The 15,753-nt window shown below is 49.6% G+C and carries 14 protein-coding genes and 1 riboswitch; of the genes, 6 read left to right on the top strand and 8 right to left on the bottom strand.

Features of this window, described 5'->3' with window-relative positions:
• Positions 1-1,195: 1,195 nt before the first annotated feature.
• The 4 genes from mqnC to metA form a co-directional block, all read right to left on the bottom strand.
• On the bottom strand, positions 1,196-2,332 hold the full coding sequence (gene mqnC / locus DFQ01_RS20615) for a cyclic dehypoxanthinyl futalosine synthase (RefSeq protein WP_110045806.1): 1,137 nt from the start codon (positions 2,330-2,332) through the stop codon (positions 1,196-1,198).
• 222 nt (positions 2,333-2,554) lie between these two features.
• Complete coding sequence (locus DFQ01_RS20610) at positions 2,555-3,757, bottom strand: MalY/PatB family protein (RefSeq protein WP_245946811.1); 1,203 nt, start codon at positions 3,755-3,757, stop codon at positions 2,555-2,557.
• Between the two features lie 4 nt (positions 3,758-3,761).
• Entirely contained in the window at positions 3,762-4,922 is a 1,161-nt protein-coding gene (locus DFQ01_RS20605; protein WP_110045805.1) for a PLP-dependent transferase, read from the bottom strand.
• A gap of 76 nt (positions 4,923-4,998) precedes the next feature.
• Complete coding sequence (gene metA / locus DFQ01_RS20600; protein ID WP_110045804.1) at positions 4,999-5,922, bottom strand: homoserine O-acetyltransferase MetA; 924 nt, start codon at positions 5,920-5,922, stop codon at positions 4,999-5,001.
• A gap of 141 nt (positions 5,923-6,063) precedes the next feature.
• Positions 6,064-6,178, bottom strand: a riboswitch (SAM riboswitch).
• 529 nt (positions 6,179-6,707) lie between these two features.
• Between metA and corA the strand changes: the two genes are divergently transcribed.
• Positions 6,708-7,643, top strand: a complete 936-nt coding sequence (gene corA, locus DFQ01_RS20595; protein WP_110045803.1) for a magnesium/cobalt transporter CorA — start codon at positions 6,708-6,710, stop codon at positions 7,641-7,643.
• A gap of 123 nt (positions 7,644-7,766) precedes the next feature.
• On the opposite strand, the gene DFQ01_RS20590 is transcribed toward corA, so the two are convergent.
• Complete coding sequence (locus DFQ01_RS20590; RefSeq protein WP_174812933.1) at positions 7,767-9,008, bottom strand: MFS transporter; 1,242 nt, start codon at positions 9,006-9,008, stop codon at positions 7,767-7,769.
• 318 nt (positions 9,009-9,326) lie between these two features.
• Between DFQ01_RS20590 and DFQ01_RS20585 the strand changes: the two genes are divergently transcribed.
• The 3 genes from DFQ01_RS20585 to DFQ01_RS20575 all read left to right on the top strand — a co-directional run bounded on the left by DFQ01_RS20585 (position 9,327) and on the right by DFQ01_RS20575 (position 12,150).
• The gene (locus DFQ01_RS20585) at positions 9,327-10,229 is read left to right on the top strand and encodes a LysR family transcriptional regulator (protein ID WP_110045801.1); all 903 of its coding nucleotides are present in this window, start codon (positions 9,327-9,329) and stop codon (positions 10,227-10,229) included.
• Positions 10,230-10,245: 16 nt separating this feature from the next.
• On the top strand, positions 10,246-11,055 hold the full coding sequence (locus tag DFQ01_RS20580) for a histidinol-phosphatase (RefSeq protein WP_110045800.1): 810 nt from the start codon (positions 10,246-10,248) through the stop codon (positions 11,053-11,055).
• Positions 11,056-11,274: 219 nt separating this feature from the next.
• Positions 11,275-12,150, top strand: a complete 876-nt coding sequence (locus tag DFQ01_RS20575) for a DMT family transporter (protein ID WP_110045799.1) — start codon at positions 11,275-11,277, stop codon at positions 12,148-12,150.
• Between the two features lie 98 nt (positions 12,151-12,248).
• On the opposite strand, the gene DFQ01_RS20570 is transcribed toward DFQ01_RS20575, so the two are convergent.
• The 3 genes from DFQ01_RS20570 to DFQ01_RS20560 all read right to left on the bottom strand — a co-directional run bounded on the left by DFQ01_RS20570 (position 12,249) and on the right by DFQ01_RS20560 (position 14,510).
• Positions 12,249-13,076, bottom strand: a complete 828-nt coding sequence (locus tag DFQ01_RS20570; protein ID WP_110045798.1) for a DUF695 domain-containing protein — start codon at positions 13,074-13,076, stop codon at positions 12,249-12,251.
• A 258-nt stretch (positions 13,077-13,334) separates the two neighbouring features.
• Complete coding sequence (locus DFQ01_RS20565; RefSeq protein WP_110045797.1) at positions 13,335-14,063, bottom strand: pirin family protein; 729 nt, start codon at positions 14,061-14,063, stop codon at positions 13,335-13,337.
• Between the two features lie 48 nt (positions 14,064-14,111).
• Positions 14,112-14,510, bottom strand: coding sequence for a DoxX family protein (locus DFQ01_RS20560; protein WP_110045796.1), 399 nt, complete (start codon positions 14,508-14,510; stop codon positions 14,112-14,114).
• Positions 14,511-14,716: 206 nt separating this feature from the next.
• On the opposite strand from DFQ01_RS20560, the gene DFQ01_RS20555 reads away from it, so the two are divergent.
• Both DFQ01_RS20555 and DFQ01_RS20550 read left to right on the top strand, forming a co-directional pair.
• Positions 14,717-15,025 carry a winged helix-turn-helix transcriptional regulator gene (locus DFQ01_RS20555; protein WP_110045795.1) on the top strand — a complete coding sequence of 103 codons (309 nt, stop codon included), beginning with the start codon at positions 14,717-14,719 and terminating at the stop codon, positions 15,023-15,025.
• A 461-nt stretch (positions 15,026-15,486) separates the two neighbouring features.
• A partial coding sequence (locus DFQ01_RS20550) for a transposase (protein ID WP_110045794.1) occupies positions 15,487-15,753 on the top strand: 267 nt, incomplete at its 3' end.

Genomic DNA, 15,753 nt, shown 5'->3' with positions numbered 1-15,753 from the left:
CACTGTCGTTTCTCCAGAATCATTCGTCCGTTTCGTTCCTACGGTCAGCCTATCCCAATTTAGGGAGGGAGGTTGATTCCTGTCGCCTTATATTTTGGCTCCAGTCATTTTGCATTTAGTTAGTTAACAATGATCGGGTTTGCGCAGTCACTTCACAGACGAATGTTCTTCCGATCGCTGTTGTCCTCGGATTGTTCTGATCTTATGAATTCAGAAGTTGTAACAATCCGAGTGACAAAGGCGACCACTAACGTTTCTCCAGAATCATTCGTCTGTTTCGTTCCTACGGTCCGCTTATCCCAATTTAGGGAGGGAGATTGATTCCTGTCGCCGGAATATTGGCTCCAGTCATTTTACATTTAGTTACTTGACAATGATCGGGCTTGTGTAGTCACTGCACAGACGTATGTTCTTCCGATCGCTGTTGTCCTCGGATTGTTCTGATCTTATGAATTCAGAAGTTGTAACAATCCGAGTGACAAAGGCGACCACTGTCGTTTCTCCAGAATCATTCGTCCGTTTCGTTCCTACGGTCAGCCTATCCCAATTTAGGGAGGGAGGTTGATTCCTGTCGCCGGAATATTGGCTCCAGTCATTTTGCATTAAGTTAGTTGGAAAGAAAGGTTCTAGCTCAGTTTATTGCGATTCCTGCAAATGCGCAGGAATAAGCAGCTATTTGGTCGGTTATGGTGGAATACCTGCGATAGTGCAGGTATTCGGCGAATGGTTACTCCAAACTGCGCTATACGACAGTTAAAGATGCATTTTTGCAGCAATCGGATTTACTTTAGCGGGCACCTTCAGAAAACTGCACAATTGCAGGAATTGAGTTCAGGGAAGGATCTAAGACGCTAAATGATGTTGAACAGACGCCTACGCTCGAACCAAGTAACATGAAATATAAAAAAGACCATCACATAACTGTGATGGACTTGAGTGCAGTTCACTTTCAAGGCTGAGGTATGGCAGCCTTGCGACTATACCGGGACGGAATAGTCGAGTGATATTTTTATTGGTTTGAGCGACTAGAACGGAGCAGGTGAATGATTTCTGGAGAAGCGTAGCGTTCGCCTTTGTCAACCGGATTGTTACCATTACAGAATCTATATAATCAAACAATCTGGGGACAACAGCGATCGGAAGAAACATTCACTTGCGAAGTGACATCTCGCCCAACTCTATAAATTCACTCCGACTAATTCTGCATAATGAAGTCTTTGTCTGCCGTTTCATTCTCTTCGTACACTTTGAGGATCTCGTACTTCGTGTTGCGTTGGGCTGGGATTTTGCCAGCTTCGCGGATGAGCTTGAGCGACAGGTCGATGTTGACCTTGTGCGTCGTGCCCGCAGCGGAGACGACGTTCTCTTCCATCATCGTACTGCCGAAGTCGTTGCAACCGTATTGGAGCGACAGCTTGCCGTATTCTGGACCCATCGTGACCCATGACGATTGGAGGTTGTCGATGTTGTCCAGGAAGATGCGGCTGACCGCGACCATCTTGAGATACTCTTCCGGCTTCGATTTCTCGACACGCATATTCGTGTTGTCTGGCTGCAAAGGCCACGAGATGAAAGCAAGGAAGCCTTTCGAGTCGTAGTTGTTCGCCAGACACTCGTCTTGCGCATCACGAACGCGCAGCAGGTGAAGCGCACGCTCTTCCATCGTTTCGCCGAAGCCGTATACCATCGTTGCCGTCGTGTTCATGCCATGCTTGTGAGCCGATTTCATGACGTCCATCCAGTCCGTCCATGAACCTTTCAGCTTGCTTACTTTACGGCGCGTACGGTCGTCGAGAATTTCTGCACCGCCGCCCGGCAGCGAATCAAGACCTGCTTCATGCAGCTGGCTGATGACCTCGTCAAGCGACAAGCCGTTCGATACTTCTTTCATCTTCATAATCTCGGCTGGCGAGAAGGAATGCATCGTAATGTTCGGGAAGCGTTCTTTAATTTTACGAAGAACATCCGTATAGTACGTAAATGGCAGGTTCGGGTTCGTGCCGCCCTGCATCAAAATTTCTGTACCGCCGACGTCTTCGGTCTCTTGAATTTTTTGCAAAATCGTATCGTCCGACAGCACATAACCTTCCGGCGAGCCCGGTGCGCGGTAGAACGCGCAGAAACGGCAATATACATCACAGACGTTCGTATAGTTAACGTTACGTCCAACGACGAACGTAGTAATTGGCTCAGGATGCTTGCGCAGCATTAGCTCGTTTGCAACTTTCCCCATTTTCTCGATTTCATCTGACTCTAGAAGCACGACGCATTCCTCGAACGTAATACGCTCGCCGCGTAGTGCCTTCTCTAATACGGAATCAACTGTTAGCATGCTGGAAACCTCCTAAAGGTTTTGTGGTAGCCCCTACCCGATAAAGGGAAGGAGATGCAGCAAAAAGCCACATCGGAAGCATACGCTGTAAATAGATTTATAAGACCGATCTGAAGCTATCAACTAATCCTAACATAAAAAGGCCACGGCAGTCACTCGACAGAAATGTGACTACCGCGGCAGTTTGATCCAATTGCCGTATGAGATTGCTACATCATATTTCTATTTACGCGCCTCAATCGCTTCTGCGAAACGCTCAAGCGCTTGTACGAGAATCGAGCGCGGGCATGCAATGTTGACACGCAGATAACCTTCACCTTGCTTGCCGAACACCGAACCTTCGCTGAACGCGATTCCCGCTTCTTCGAACATCAGCTTCTTCAGCACCTTCGGGTCCTCCGAGATGGCACGGCAGTCGAGCCATACCATATACGTGCCTTCTGGACGCATCGCTTTAATCTGCGGCAGACGTTTAGCGACGAAGTCGAGCAGCGTATTGAGGTTGCCCTCCAAATAAACCATCAGCTGATCGAGCCACTCATCGCCATGGTTGTAGCTAGTTTCTACAGCTGTCAGACCGAAGTAGCTCTCCATATGAATCGAGAGCGTCTTCAGCAGGAAGTTGTACTTGCGACGGATTTCATCATTCGGAATGATGATCGTCGCTGCTTGCAAGCCTGCCAGGTTAAATGTTTTGCTCGTTGCAATGCACGTAATCGATTGCTGCTCGAACGCCTTGGACAAGCCTGCGAACGGATGATGCTTATGACCTGGGTAAACGAGGTCGTGGTGAATCTCGTCCGCTACGATCAACACATTGTGCTTCACGCAAATCTCGCCCACACGCACAAGCTCTTCACGCGTCCATACGCGTCCACCTGGGTTGTGCGGTGTGCAGAGCAATAACAACTTGGCTCCGTCCGCCGCTTGCTGCTCCAGCAGATCGAAATCCATCTTATAACGTCCGTCTGCATCCAGAACGAGCGCATTGTCAACGACGACACGATCGTTCATTTTGATAACATCGTAGAACGGATAATAAACCGGCGATTGCAGGATGACCTTGTCACCTGGCTTCGTGAACGCTTGAACCGCAAGGCTCAGTGCAGGCACGATGCCCGGGCTCGATGTGATCCATTCGTCCTTGATCTCCCAGCCATGGCGGCGGGACAGCCAGCCGCGCACTGCATCGTGATAACCTTGCGTACGAATGGTGTAGCCGTAGATGCCTTGATTTGCCCGCTCTTTGATCGCTTCAACAACCTCTTGCGGCGGCTGGAAATCCATATCCGCTACCCACAGCGGCAGTATATCTGCACGTCCGAACAGTTTCTCCGATTGATCCCATTTGTACGAAGCTGTACCGAAACGGTCAATGACTTTGTCAAAATCGTATGTGATCTTTGATGTCTTAGCCGTACTCATCTTCTTACGCCTCCTCAATCTCGCGCTTCGCTGCATCAAGCGCTTGTGACAGGTCAGCGATCAGATCATCTACATGCTCGATACCGACCGAGAAACGAAGGAGACGCTCGTCCACACCGATCTTCTGGCGAATCTCAAGTGGAATATCCGCGTGCGTCTGAACCGCAGGGTACGTCATCAGCGACTCCACGCCGCCAAGGCTTTCCGCGAACGCGATCAGCTTGATGTTCCGAAGAATCGGCTCAATATAGCGGGCATCCTTCACTTTGAAGGAGAAAATACCGGTGTTGCCGGACGATTGACGGTTTTGAACCTCATGACCCGGGTGCTGCGGCAATGCTGGATAGTAAACTTCCTCAATGGACTCATGCTCGAGCAGGTACTCTGCAATCTTCGTCGCGTTATATTGATGACGCTCCATGCGCAGCGCCAGCGTCTTCATACCGCGCATCAGCAGCCAGGAATCCTGCGCGCCAAGCACCGCACCGATCGAGTTGTGCAGGAAGCCGATCTGCTCCGACAACTCTTGGCCCTTCGTAACGATCAGTCCAGCAAGAACGTCATTGTGGCCGCCAAGATACTTGGTTGCACTATGTACAACGATATCTGCGCCAAGCTCGAGTGGACGTTGGAAGAACGGCGTAAGCAGTGTGTTATCAACGATTGTAAGCAATCCTTTGGACTTCGCCCATGCGCTGACACGCTCAATGTCCGTAATCATCATAAGTGGATTCGTCGGCGTTTCGATCAGGATCGCTTTCGTACTCGGCGTAACCAGCTCGCCAATTGCATCGATGTCATTCGTATCGACATAAGATGCCGTTACGCCGAAACGGGACATAATCCGCTCAAGCAGGCGGTACGTACCGCCGTACAGATCAAGCGACACAATCAGGTGATCGCCTTGGCTGAACATCGAGAATACGACTTGCAGTGCGGCCATGCCGGTACTACACGCGAATGCTGCATCACCCGACTCCAGCTCAGCTGCTGCTTCCTCCAACACGGAGCGCGTTGGATTTTTCGTACGGGAGTAGTCGAAGCCTGTGCTTTCACCAAGCTTAGGGTGGCGGAATGCAGTCGAATTGTAGATAGGGAAGCTGACTGCACCTGTTTTAGGTTCTTTAATAGATCCAATCTGTGCCAAGCGGCTTTCAATGTTCATGGACGATTACTCCTTTATATAAGCATCGAATGGTTACTACCGGTGAGGAAACCTCAATCGATCCGTTGAGTTGAGGTTAAATATAGGCGCCCATGTCAATCTCATAAGGCGTCTCTTGGTATACGTAGTAGTTCAGCCAGTTCGAGAACAGCAGATTCGCATGTGCCCGCCACGAAGATCTTGGCAGCTTCGAAGGATCGTTGTTCGGGAAGTAGTTAACCGGCACTTCAATGTCCATTCCTTTAAGAACATCTCGGTCATACTCCCACTTAAGCGTCAACGGATCATATTCGGAGTGGCCAGATACGAAGACCTGCTTGCCGTCCTTGCTCGCTACAATATAGATACCGGATTCATCCGATTCGGACAAAATCTGAAGCTCTGGCACCTTCTCGATATCTTCACGGCGAACTTCCGTATGGCGCGATTGCGGTACGTAGAACAGCTCGTCGAAGCCGCGCAGCAGCGGAACGTTCTGTTTCTCCGTCGTATGCGGGAAAACACCGAATATTTTCTTATCCACATCGTGCTTCGGAACACCATAGTGATGGTACAATCCAGCCTGCGAGCCCCAACAAATATGAAGCGTTGAAGTGACACGGCGCGTCGACCAGTCCATGATGCGCTGCAGTTCTTCCCAATAAGTGACGTCCTCGAACGCCATATGCTCAACCGGAGCACCTGTAATAATAAGTCCATCATACCACTGGTCTTGAATTTCATCGAATGTCTTATAGAACATTTCGAGATGTTCTGCAGATGTATTCTTCGATACATGCGTCGCCGGATGCAGCAGCACAACTTCAATTTGCAAAGGTGTATTGCCAATAAGGCGCAGCAGCTGCGTTTCTGTTGTTTCTTTCGTCGGCATCAGATTTAGGATCGCAATCCGAAGTGGTCGAATATCTTGTTGATACGCCCTGCTTTCATCCATGACGAAAATATTCTCTTCCGCCAAAATTTCTCTTGCCGGCAAATGATCAGGTACTTTAATCGGCATGTTCATTCACTCCTTCTGTTCTGCACGAATTTCGTGCGCTATTCTGATCGGTTTAACTACCACATGTTGAACAGCGGGGAATTCATAACGTAAAAAACCCGCTCGTCAAAAATGAGAGGGGTTTATTAATATCCATAAACTCTCTCATCTCCCAGACTCGAAACAACTGTCTCAAATCCGCAAGAATTAGCACCGTGCATAAATGCCGGTTGCCGGGCTTCATCGGGCTAGTCCCTCCGCCTGCTCTTGATAAGAAAGATCCATATTCAATTGGGAGCCTTACTCGCTTCCGTAACCATTAATACGGAGCTTCAATATAGTCTATACTATAGATTATTCTCCATGGGTGCGTCAAGCCGAAATTAGCCCGTCCTATTTGGGAAAACATGCCGATTTCATCCACTTTCAAACCGTCCCTTCGAATGACGCATAAAGCGTGATCCAGCACGGTTATTCCCCCATTATAGAGCCGCCTACAATCCCTCTTGTACGGGTACCCTTGCAGGAGTATACTAGACAAGAATTAATTCGACTATACCACTAAATTGTCCATTCGTAAGGGGGTAAAGGCATGGAAGGCGATGGGTCTAGTCCGCAGATGAATGATTCGCGCAATGCGATCCGACGGCCGAACTGGCGTCCCGTAATCGCCTGCCATGTATGATCGCTGTAAGCGCCGGTTAATCCGGTAGCTCAAGCCATCTACCCGGCGCGGCTGCATTCGGTGCGTTTGTTCGTCATGGCCGTCCGGTATCGGATGACATGACGAGAGGAGAGAATGCGGCATGAAAATCCGCCACGTTCATAACGGTGTTTTCACCCCGACAGAAGATATCCAAAGCGTACTTGCTCCACCAGAGAAGGGCTTCTTTTGGATTGATGCCGATCTGGAGGATCTTGTTATTCTACAACCGCTGTTCGGCTTGCATGATCTGGCTGTAGAAGACTGCCTCAGCGAAGAGGAGCAGCGGCCGAAGATCGAAATTCATGATGGCCATTATTTTATCGTTATCAACAGCATTCGATTTGACGACGAGGAGATTTTCCTCCGCGCACTTAATATTTTTCTCGGCCGGCATTTCATCATTACGGTTACGAAACAGAAGATCAATGAGCTTCGCACGCTGAAGCCTGTCCTATGGGAGCAAGAGGTCGACAAGCCTGACCGGTTCCTGTATCACCTCGTCGACTTGGTGGTCGACAACTACTTCTTCGTTGGTGATCGAATCGAGGTTCGCATCGAGAATCTTGAGGAAGACATTCTAATGCATACGAAGAAAACCCATCTGAACGAAATTATCGGTCTTCGAAGCGAGATTTTGTGGCTGAAGAAGGTGCTTGGACCGCAGCGCGACGTCATCGCGACGCTGAACAAGAAGGATCTGAAGCTCATCGACGATCAGCTCCAGAAGTACTTCAGCGACATCTACGAGAACGCCGTGAAGATTTCGGAGACATTCGAAACGTACCGCGATCTGATGAGCAACTTGCGAGAAGCATATCAGTCGAGTCTGTCGAACCGCGCCAACGAAATCATGCGCGTGTTTACCGCTCTAACGACGATCTTCATGCCACTGACGTTTATTACAGGCGTATACGGAATGAACTTCGACTTCATCCCCGGCATGCATGTCCATAACGGCTCCTATATTGTACTGAGCTTTATGATTCTGCTCGGGCTTGGCATGTTCTATCTGTTCCGCAAGAAGGATTGGTTGTAAGAAACTCGGTATCGATGATATAAAGTACGCCTTAACTTAAAGAATGGCTTACTTGCTAATAAAAAGGCGGTGCGATCGGCATTACGAATGCCGGACGCCCGCCTTTTAAGCATTTACTGTTAGTTACACACTTTCTTCTGCAAGCGCCTCTTGTTTTCCTTTGCTCAGGTTAACGAACCGAAGCAATACAATTCCGACTACGAAGAAGCCGATAAGTGACAAAATGCCGATGCGGCTCGAATCCGTATTCCCTGCAACGAGTGCAAATACAAACGGTCCGGCTACCGACGAGAATTTGCTCGAGATGGTCAAGAAGCCGAAAAACTCTGCAGCCCGAACCGGCGGCACGAGATCCGCATAGATCGACCGCGCGATTGCTTGGCTGCCGCCCTGAACAAGACCAACCAATGTCGCGAGGATGAAGAAGTGTGCTGCATTCTCCATGAAGAAGCCAAGAGTAACGATAACGATATAAAGAGCTAGCGTAATGTACAACACTTTCTTGGCACCGAGCTTGGATGCATATCGGCCAAAGAGCAGCGTGCTTGGAAACCCAACGAGCTGCGTAATAAGCAGTGCTGTAATGAGCGACCCCATCTCAATGCCAATACTGCTGCCGTAGGCTGTTGCCATTACGATAACCGTATTGATTCCATCATTGAAAAACCAGTAAGCGATCATATATTTCAGCAGTTCAGGATAACGTTTGATTCGGCGAAATGTCTGAGCGAGTCTTGTGAATGCCTGCTTGACAGCTTGACCAGCGGACGTGCTGCTTGCCGGCTTCCGTTCCTTCACATGACGAACGAGCGGAATGGCAAACAGCAGCCACCACACCCCAACGGTCAGGAAGACCATTCGTGTCGCGCTCTCACTGCTCGAGAAGCCGAATGTATCCCACGCCTGGATCATCGCAACGTTAATGCCAAGCAGCAGGCCGCCTCCGAGGTAGCCCCAAGCATAACCCTGCGCACTGACCTTATCCCGCTCTGCGGGAGAGGCTACATCAACAAGCAGCGCATCGTAGAACGTGTTACCTGCAGCAAAACCAATCGTACCGAGGATGACGAGCACAGAAGCGAGCAGCCAATCCCCTTCGCCAATGAGCGCAGCCAACATGCTGGCAATGGACCCAAGAATGGCGAAGAAGCTGACAAACTTCACCTTCGAACCGGTGTAGTCGGCAATTGCGCCTAAGATCGGCGATAGGATCGCAACGATAAGCGCTGCAATGCTCTGCGTGTTCGCCCAGTAGACGGTCGTGACATTCTCGCCTAGTCCCTTCCCAGCAACTTTATCATAATAAACCGGCATAACAGCGGCGATAATCGTTGTGACAAAAGCCGAATTCGCCCAGTCGTACATGAGCCATCCACGAACTGCTTTCCGATCGCTCAACGTATAGCCTCCTTTAAATGACTATTTCACACAAAATATACGGGTTCTTTTCGACAATGTACATCCTTCTCCTCCTTAAAGTTAAGTAAAGATTATAGACACCTTTGCCTCATTCGGTTATTTCCTTTATAATAAATGTAAATGTGATAAATATCTCTTATCATCGCTGTATATTTTGCTTATTAAGCCTAAGTGATATGACCTTTATCGAGACCATTCAAAGATCATGATCGGCCGCGCTTAGAGGTACCTTTTATCGCCAATAAACAGACAAGGAGGCTGTTCATGAATATAAACCAGCTTGAAACGCTCCTTACGATTTCCAAGACCATGAGCTTCCGCAAAGCAGGTGAAATACTTAATCTGACGCAGCCCGCCGTTTCCGCTCAAATCAAAAGTCTTGAGGATGAGTTCAAAACGGTGCTCATTGACCGCAACCAGCCTGTAACGCTAACTGACCGCGGCGTGGTGTTTCTCGAGCATGCCGAGCGCATACTAAACATCGTTGAGGAATTGAAACAAAAGCTGTTGGATTTGAATCAAATTCCACAAGGCCATATCGTTCTTGGCACAACCAGCACGATTGCCGTTCAGATTTTGCCGCGCGTCCTAACCTATTTCCAGAACCAGTTCCCAATGATCAAGACGACCATTCACTCCATGCCCTCCTCGCATATTACGCCTGCTGTCGAACAAGGCACGCTCGATATCGGCATCACGTATATTCCAGAGAAGAATACGAGCATCGAGACCTCTACCTTGTACTATGACACTTATGAGCTTGTTGTGTCCCCTTCGCATCCAATGAGCAATCTTAAGCATACGACCGTCGATGCCCTAAAGGATATTCCGATGATTATGCTGTCTCCTGATACGTTCGGCCGTCGATTCGTCGATCAGCTGTTTAACAAGTATGGCATTCAACCGAATATCGTCATGGAGCTGTCCAGCAGCGAGGAAGTAAAACGAATGGTTGAGCTGAATCTTGGTGCTGCTGTTGTGTCCAAACTATCGATCTCAAACGAGCTGAAGCTGGGCACACTGCGGATGATTAAAGTCAACGAGCTGGAGCTGGCGCATCCGGTTGGCGTCGTCTACCGAAGCGGACGTTATTTGAACTCCGCAATCAAACAGTTTATTAGCGACTTGAAGGGTATGCCAGAGAATCAATTTATAAGCACTGAATAGTCAGGAGGCTAAGCCGATGAAATTCGATTTGCACACACACCATTATCGTTGTGGACATGCTGACGGAACGATCGAGGATTACATTAAAGCCGGAATTGAAGCAGGTCTTGGGGTCATCGGCATTTCCGATCACTCCCCTTACTTCGGGCATGAGGAAGAACAGCCTTTTCCGAAAATCGCAATGGCGCGCAGCGAGCTCACTCATTATATCGATGAAGTGCTCCGACTGAAGGCGAAGTATGAGGGTAAAATCGACGTCCTGCTAGGAATGGAATCCGACTTTTTCCCAGAATCGTTCGAAGCTTACCGTAATGTATATGCCAACTATCCTTTCGATTATCTTATCGGCTCCGTACATCAGACAAGCGGTGTCAGCATTTTTAACCGCAATCGGTGGAAGCATCTCAATCATGAGCAGCAGATCGAAGAGAAACGGCGCTATTACAAAATGATTGCGGACTCCGCTAGGACGGGCGTATTCCAGATCCTCGGCCACATTGATGCGATGAAGGGATACTACCCTGCCTTCTCCGATCTGCCAGCGCAGGATACGATCGACGAGACGCTTCGTGTCATTGCCGAATGCGGGGTAGCGATCGAGATCAACACATCGGGCAAAACGAAAGACGTCGGCGGCTGGTACCCGTCGTATGCGATATTAGAGCGTGCGCTTCATTATGGCGTTGAGGTTACCTTCGGTTCAGACGCGCATGTGCCTTCCCGTGTTGGCGATGACTGGGAGCTCGTACGTGCAATGCTGAAGGAAATCGGATTTAAACACTGGGTTTATTTCAAGAACAAGAAGCGTATCGAGGTTAGCCTGTAATTGCAGCAGAACGAACGATTCGAGGCATGCAGATAGCCATTTCCGATCACATAGACAAAAAAAGGAGCCTTCCCTCGGGAAGGCTCAAAACTTTATATTAAAAAAGGGGGTCTTGCTTATTATACTAGCCGACTTATGTAATGGGACCGTAACAGGAACATTACACTTTCATTACAAAATCTCCCGGGCAAGCACCTTCCTACAGGAGCCAATACGAGCATGTGGTTGCTAACTGCAATTGGCAGTGCCATCCTATTTGGTCTGGCCGGCTGGTGGATGAAGGTCAGCCAGATGAAAGGCGGCTCGTCGAACGGCCTTCTGTTCGGACTTTATGTATCCGGTACGCTTGGCTTCGGCATTCACAGTCTTGTTGAAGGCACGCTGGACCAATTGGCCGATTGGCGTTTGCTGCTCGCAGGCATCATCATTGGTGCAGGCTCCGCTTGGGGCAATGCCGTGTTCATGAAAGCATTGGAATGCGGTCCCGCCAGCTTGACATCCCCATTAACGAATATGAACATCGCCCTTGTGATCGGCATGGGCATAGTTGTATATGGCGAGCCTATCTCGGCTGCTGAAGCTGTCGGCATAGCCCTGCTGCTTTTCTCTGTTGTCTTGATTTCGATTCGCTTCCGAGAATCGATGAGCGTTACGCAGCGCCGCTGGTTCTTGTTTGTTGCAGCTGCCATCCTGCTGTTCGCCGTTCGCAATGGCGGCTTGAAGGTGACGGAGCAGCTTGATCTCCCCAGTGCACCCGTACTGCTCGTTGGCTATGCATTGTCTATGCTCTGGTTCGGCCTCCTCGACCGTTCTGAGCGCAATCAAATCATCGCTGCAACGAAGCCCAACCCTATACGGACAAGCCGTATTGGCTTCCGCTGGGGTCTGCTCGCAGGCATTTTCTCTTACGCTGGTCTGCAGCTATACGCAATCGCGCTTGAGACAGGCAAAGCGAGTATTGCTGCCCCCATCTTCGCCACGAACAGTATAGTCGTTGCGCTAGGTGCCATCGTGCTCTACCGCGAACGGCTGACCAAACAGCAGTGGTTCGCGTTCGCGTTGACACTTGCCGGGCTTGTTGTCATTAAGTTGTAATAGGAAAGTATTGGTATTGGTATAAAAAAACGGTTATTCCGCATCGCAGACTATGCCTGCATGTGGAATAACCGTTTTTTTTGTGTAAACCCGATAAGTTACTTCGGCAATCCGTTGCGTTTGCCGCTTGCAGCGCCTCCGAAAAACCGGCGAACCGCCGCAAGTATGCGAGCCGACAGCGACAGCTGCATGGCAGAACCCCAGCCGTCATACTTGCCTTCGGTTCCTTTCAGCAGCCGATACAGCTCATCGACACGCCGATTGAGCGTATCCAGTCGTACATCATCCGTCCGACTAATGACGAGCGGATACGGATAATCCGGTTCTGGATCACCCTTCTTCCCTTCTTCGATCCGATAGCCCATACTTTCGAGCGTAAGCTTAATTCCGACACGGTCGTCATTGTGCCGAAATAGCAGCCAATGGTATACCGTCCGCTGACGACTAATTTGATCGCCATGATGAGCGAGTGCATAGACCATCTGTGCATTATGAATGAGCAGCTGCTCCCGATCGTCGGGCAGCATGAAAGAGTAAAATTCCCATTCCGGATCAGGCTTCCGATACAGCTGCGCCCTTACATCCTGTTGGCTGCGAATGAGCGCTCGAATGGCACTGTCATCATAAGACTCATTCACATAGTAATAAAACTCCAGCTTCGATTCCGTATGAAGCCGACCCACATAATAAAAGTCGCCCGAAGTCCGCATAATCCCTTCTAGATGAGCAGTCCAACGCTCCAGCTCCGCAATTGCATCCATCTTCCGCTTGCCGCTGTGCGACAATCGATATACGTTCACCGTAACGGACATTAGTTCATGATAGTTTTGTATAGGATAAGCGTCCTTGTAGCCGGAATTGACAAGCAGCCGTAGATGCTCGCCATTCGCTCGACGCTCAAAAAATCCCCAGTCTTCTTCCGCCATCTCCCGACTATTCCCTCTCTATCCAGCCATGATGTCGCTCAATGTCCAGCCCTAATCAGCCAGTAAGTTAAGCCGCTGAGCCTATTATACTGCACGCCGATGAGAAGAACCAACCTACGATTTGCCTAGTTTGTTATGCTAGCGTATGATTGAGCGCCTAAATAGGTGCATCAATAGGCAAACAGACTGCGCCCCGAAACGAATGTTTCTTGACGCAGCCTGCTCGTTCTAGGCCGATGGACCAGATTGATTATACAATTATGGAAGATCAATAAGCATGACGCGGCTGCTGCCGCTTGCTTTGCCTGTTACGGTCAACTCAGCTTCGCCTTCGATGCGGGCAGAATCGCGACGGGATAGCAGCGCATCCTGCGTTCCGCCGTTCACGTTAACGCCACCCTCCAGCACGAACAAGAATACGCGGCGTCCTTCCTCTTGCTGGAACCGCACCGACTGACCCTCCGCCAGTTCAGTCAGATACATCGTCATGTCCTGATGGATAACGGCAACTTTACCGGGCTGCTGCAACTCTGAGGTGCCGCTCACAATCGGTACAAGCTGTCCTTGCAGCGACTGTGGATCGAACGAAGAGGTCTCGTATGACGGCTCAAGCCCTTGCGACGCTGGTATGAACCACATTTGCAGCAGCTCGACAGGCTCTTCTTCCGATGGATTCATCTCCGAGTGGAAAATACCGGTTCCGGCAGACATGCGCTGAATGCCTCCCCAAGTCGTGTTTGCCTTGTTGCCCATGCTGTCCTGATGCTCAAGCCGGCCGCTCAGCACAAGCGTGACGATCTCCATCTCACGGTGCGGATGCATGCCGAATCCTTCTGCTGCTGCAATGTAATCATCATTCAGTACGCGCATCGGACCAAATTGTATATTGTTCGGATCATAGTAATCCGCGAACGAGAAGCTGAAGCGGGATTCGAGCCAGCCATGGCTGGCGTGATAACGTTGATCTGCTGGATAAATGGCAATCATAGCGGATGTCTCCTTTACGGTTGAGTACTGGATGTTAGGTCACGTTTATTATTTCAACAAATGATCGATCGAGTATTCGCCTGCTCCGATGAATGCAATGCCAAGTGCGACGGCGATGAGCACCAAATTGTACTCGTAGCCATTTTGTGTAACCCACAGCCCGTTTGGAAAATGTACTTTCACCATAGCCATGAGCATCGTTACAATCAGCAGCGCCGCGCCAAGCCATGTCACAAGTCCTAGACCGAATAGCAAGCCGCCTGCCAGCTCCGATACACCTGCAGCGAATGCCATCAGTACGCCAGGCTTCATGCCAATCGATTCCAGCCAACCGCCTGTGCCTTTCAAGCCATATCCGCCAAACCAACCAAACAATTTCTGAGCGCCATGCCCAATGAACAAAATACCAATTACTGCACGAATGATGAGAAGTCCTGTATCTACCATCTTTAACCCCGACCTTTCTGTTCCCTTGCGTGTTTATTTGAAGGAACGTAAGAAGTTTGTTTTGTTTCGATGGACTAATCATATTATAAGTTACTTACTTTAGTCAAGTAAATATAAAATATAAAGTATTTGGATGTTCCAACCCGCCCTCACTTACCTTTCCTTAGTTCATATGGTACAATAGAAGCAGAAGAGGGGTGATACGGTTGGATTACTCGAAAATGTGTCCGAAATACGAATCCGCCGCCGAGCTGCTCGGCAAGAAATGGACAGGCCTGATTATACGAGTCCTGCTGGGCGGACCCAAACGGTTCAAAGAGATTAAAGAGCAAATTCCTGATATGAGCGATAAAATGCTGACCGACCGCATGAAGGAGCTCGAAGCGATTCATATCGTGAAACGTACCGTCTACCCAGAGATGCCGGTACGTATTGAATATGAGCTTACGGATAGAGGTCATGATCTCGAACCGGTCATTTCATCCATTCAAGACTGGGGCGAAAAGTGGATGTAAGACCAACAAAAGGCATCGTCTCCACATTACTGTGGTGGACGATGCCTTTTGTTTTTAGAGTGACCACATTCACCCAAACCGCTCAGGCGACGACCACTCCGTCGGGCGACCACTCCCTCCCAAACCCTCAGGTGACCACTCCCTCCCAAACCCTCCCTCTCCAAAGAGGGAGGGCTCCAAAGGGCTCCGCCCTCTGGACTCCTGGAAACGCGGTTTAGATACCGTTGGTGGTGGGAGTCGCTTTCGTCCCTGTTCGGGACACGCTTTACGTCGGGCGTACCTAAGTACGGACTATTTGTGGAGTTAATGTATCGATGCTCGTCCCTAGTACGTACAATCTAGCCGCTTGTCGTCCCGATGGGACACGCTCTTGGTTAATGCTCTGGAGTGCTACGATAAAAATGCAGTCGAAAAACACCCTCGTATGAAATAAAATGAAAGCTGACGAGGGGACGGAGACAATGAAACGGTACGACAAAGTATTTAAAGAAGAAGCAGTAAGATTAAGTGATGAGATTGGACCAAAGAAAGCCGCCGAGCAATTAGGCGTGGCCTACTATACGTTGCAAGAATGGAGAAAGCGTAGAACCCTACATGGCGACGGAGCGCACATAGGGAGTGGTCGCGCTTATGCATCTGCCGATAAGACAGCGCGTGAAATCGAACTAGAAAGAGAAATAGGCGAGTTGCGTAGAGCGAATGAGATTCTCAAGGACGCACTCGGTTTT

Source organism: Paenibacillus cellulosilyticus, assembly GCF_003182255.1.
Taxonomy (GTDB): domain Bacteria; phylum Bacillota; class Bacilli; order Paenibacillales; family Paenibacillaceae; genus Paenibacillus_T; species Paenibacillus_T cellulosilyticus.
This window is presented reverse-complemented; position numbering and strand designations above follow the sequence as displayed.

Bases quoted from the DNA above. Each gene is read 5' to 3' on its own strand.
- DFQ01_RS20560 (WP_110045796.1), bottom strand. From the start codon at position 14,510: ATGGTAGATACAGGACTTCTCATCATTCGTGCAGTAATTGGTATTTTG.
- corA (WP_110045803.1), top strand. From the start codon at position 6,708: ATGAAAATCCGCCACGTTCATAACGGTGTTTTCACCCCGACAGAAGAT.
- DFQ01_RS20590 (WP_174812933.1), bottom strand. From the start codon at position 9,008: ATGTACGACTGGGCGAATTCGGCTTTTGTCACAACGATTATCGCCGCT.
- DFQ01_RS20605 (WP_110045805.1), bottom strand. From the start codon at position 4,922: ATGAACATTGAAAGCCGCTTGGCACAGATTGGATCTATTAAAGAACCT.
- DFQ01_RS20575 (WP_110045799.1), top strand. From the start codon at position 11,275: ATGTGGTTGCTAACTGCAATTGGCAGTGCCATCCTATTTGGTCTGGCC.
- DFQ01_RS20585 (WP_110045801.1), top strand. From the start codon at position 9,327: ATGAATATAAACCAGCTTGAAACGCTCCTTACGATTTCCAAGACCATG.
- mqnC (WP_110045806.1), bottom strand. From the start codon at position 2,332: ATGCTAACAGTTGATTCCGTATTAGAGAAGGCACTACGCGGCGAGCGT.
- DFQ01_RS20565 (WP_110045797.1), bottom strand. From the start codon at position 14,063: ATGATTGCCATTTATCCAGCAGATCAACGTTATCACGCCAGCCATGGC.
- metA (WP_110045804.1), bottom strand. From the start codon at position 5,922: ATGCCGATTAAAGTACCTGATCATTTGCCGGCAAGAGAAATTTTGGCG.
- DFQ01_RS20580 (WP_110045800.1), top strand. From the start codon at position 10,246: ATGAAATTCGATTTGCACACACACCATTATCGTTGTGGACATGCTGAC.
- DFQ01_RS20610 (WP_245946811.1), bottom strand. From the start codon at position 3,757: ATGAGTACGGCTAAGACATCAAAGATCACATACGATTTTGACAAAGTC.
- DFQ01_RS20570 (WP_110045798.1), bottom strand. From the start codon at position 13,076: ATGGCGGAAGAAGACTGGGGATTTTTTGAGCGTCGAGCGAATGGCGAG.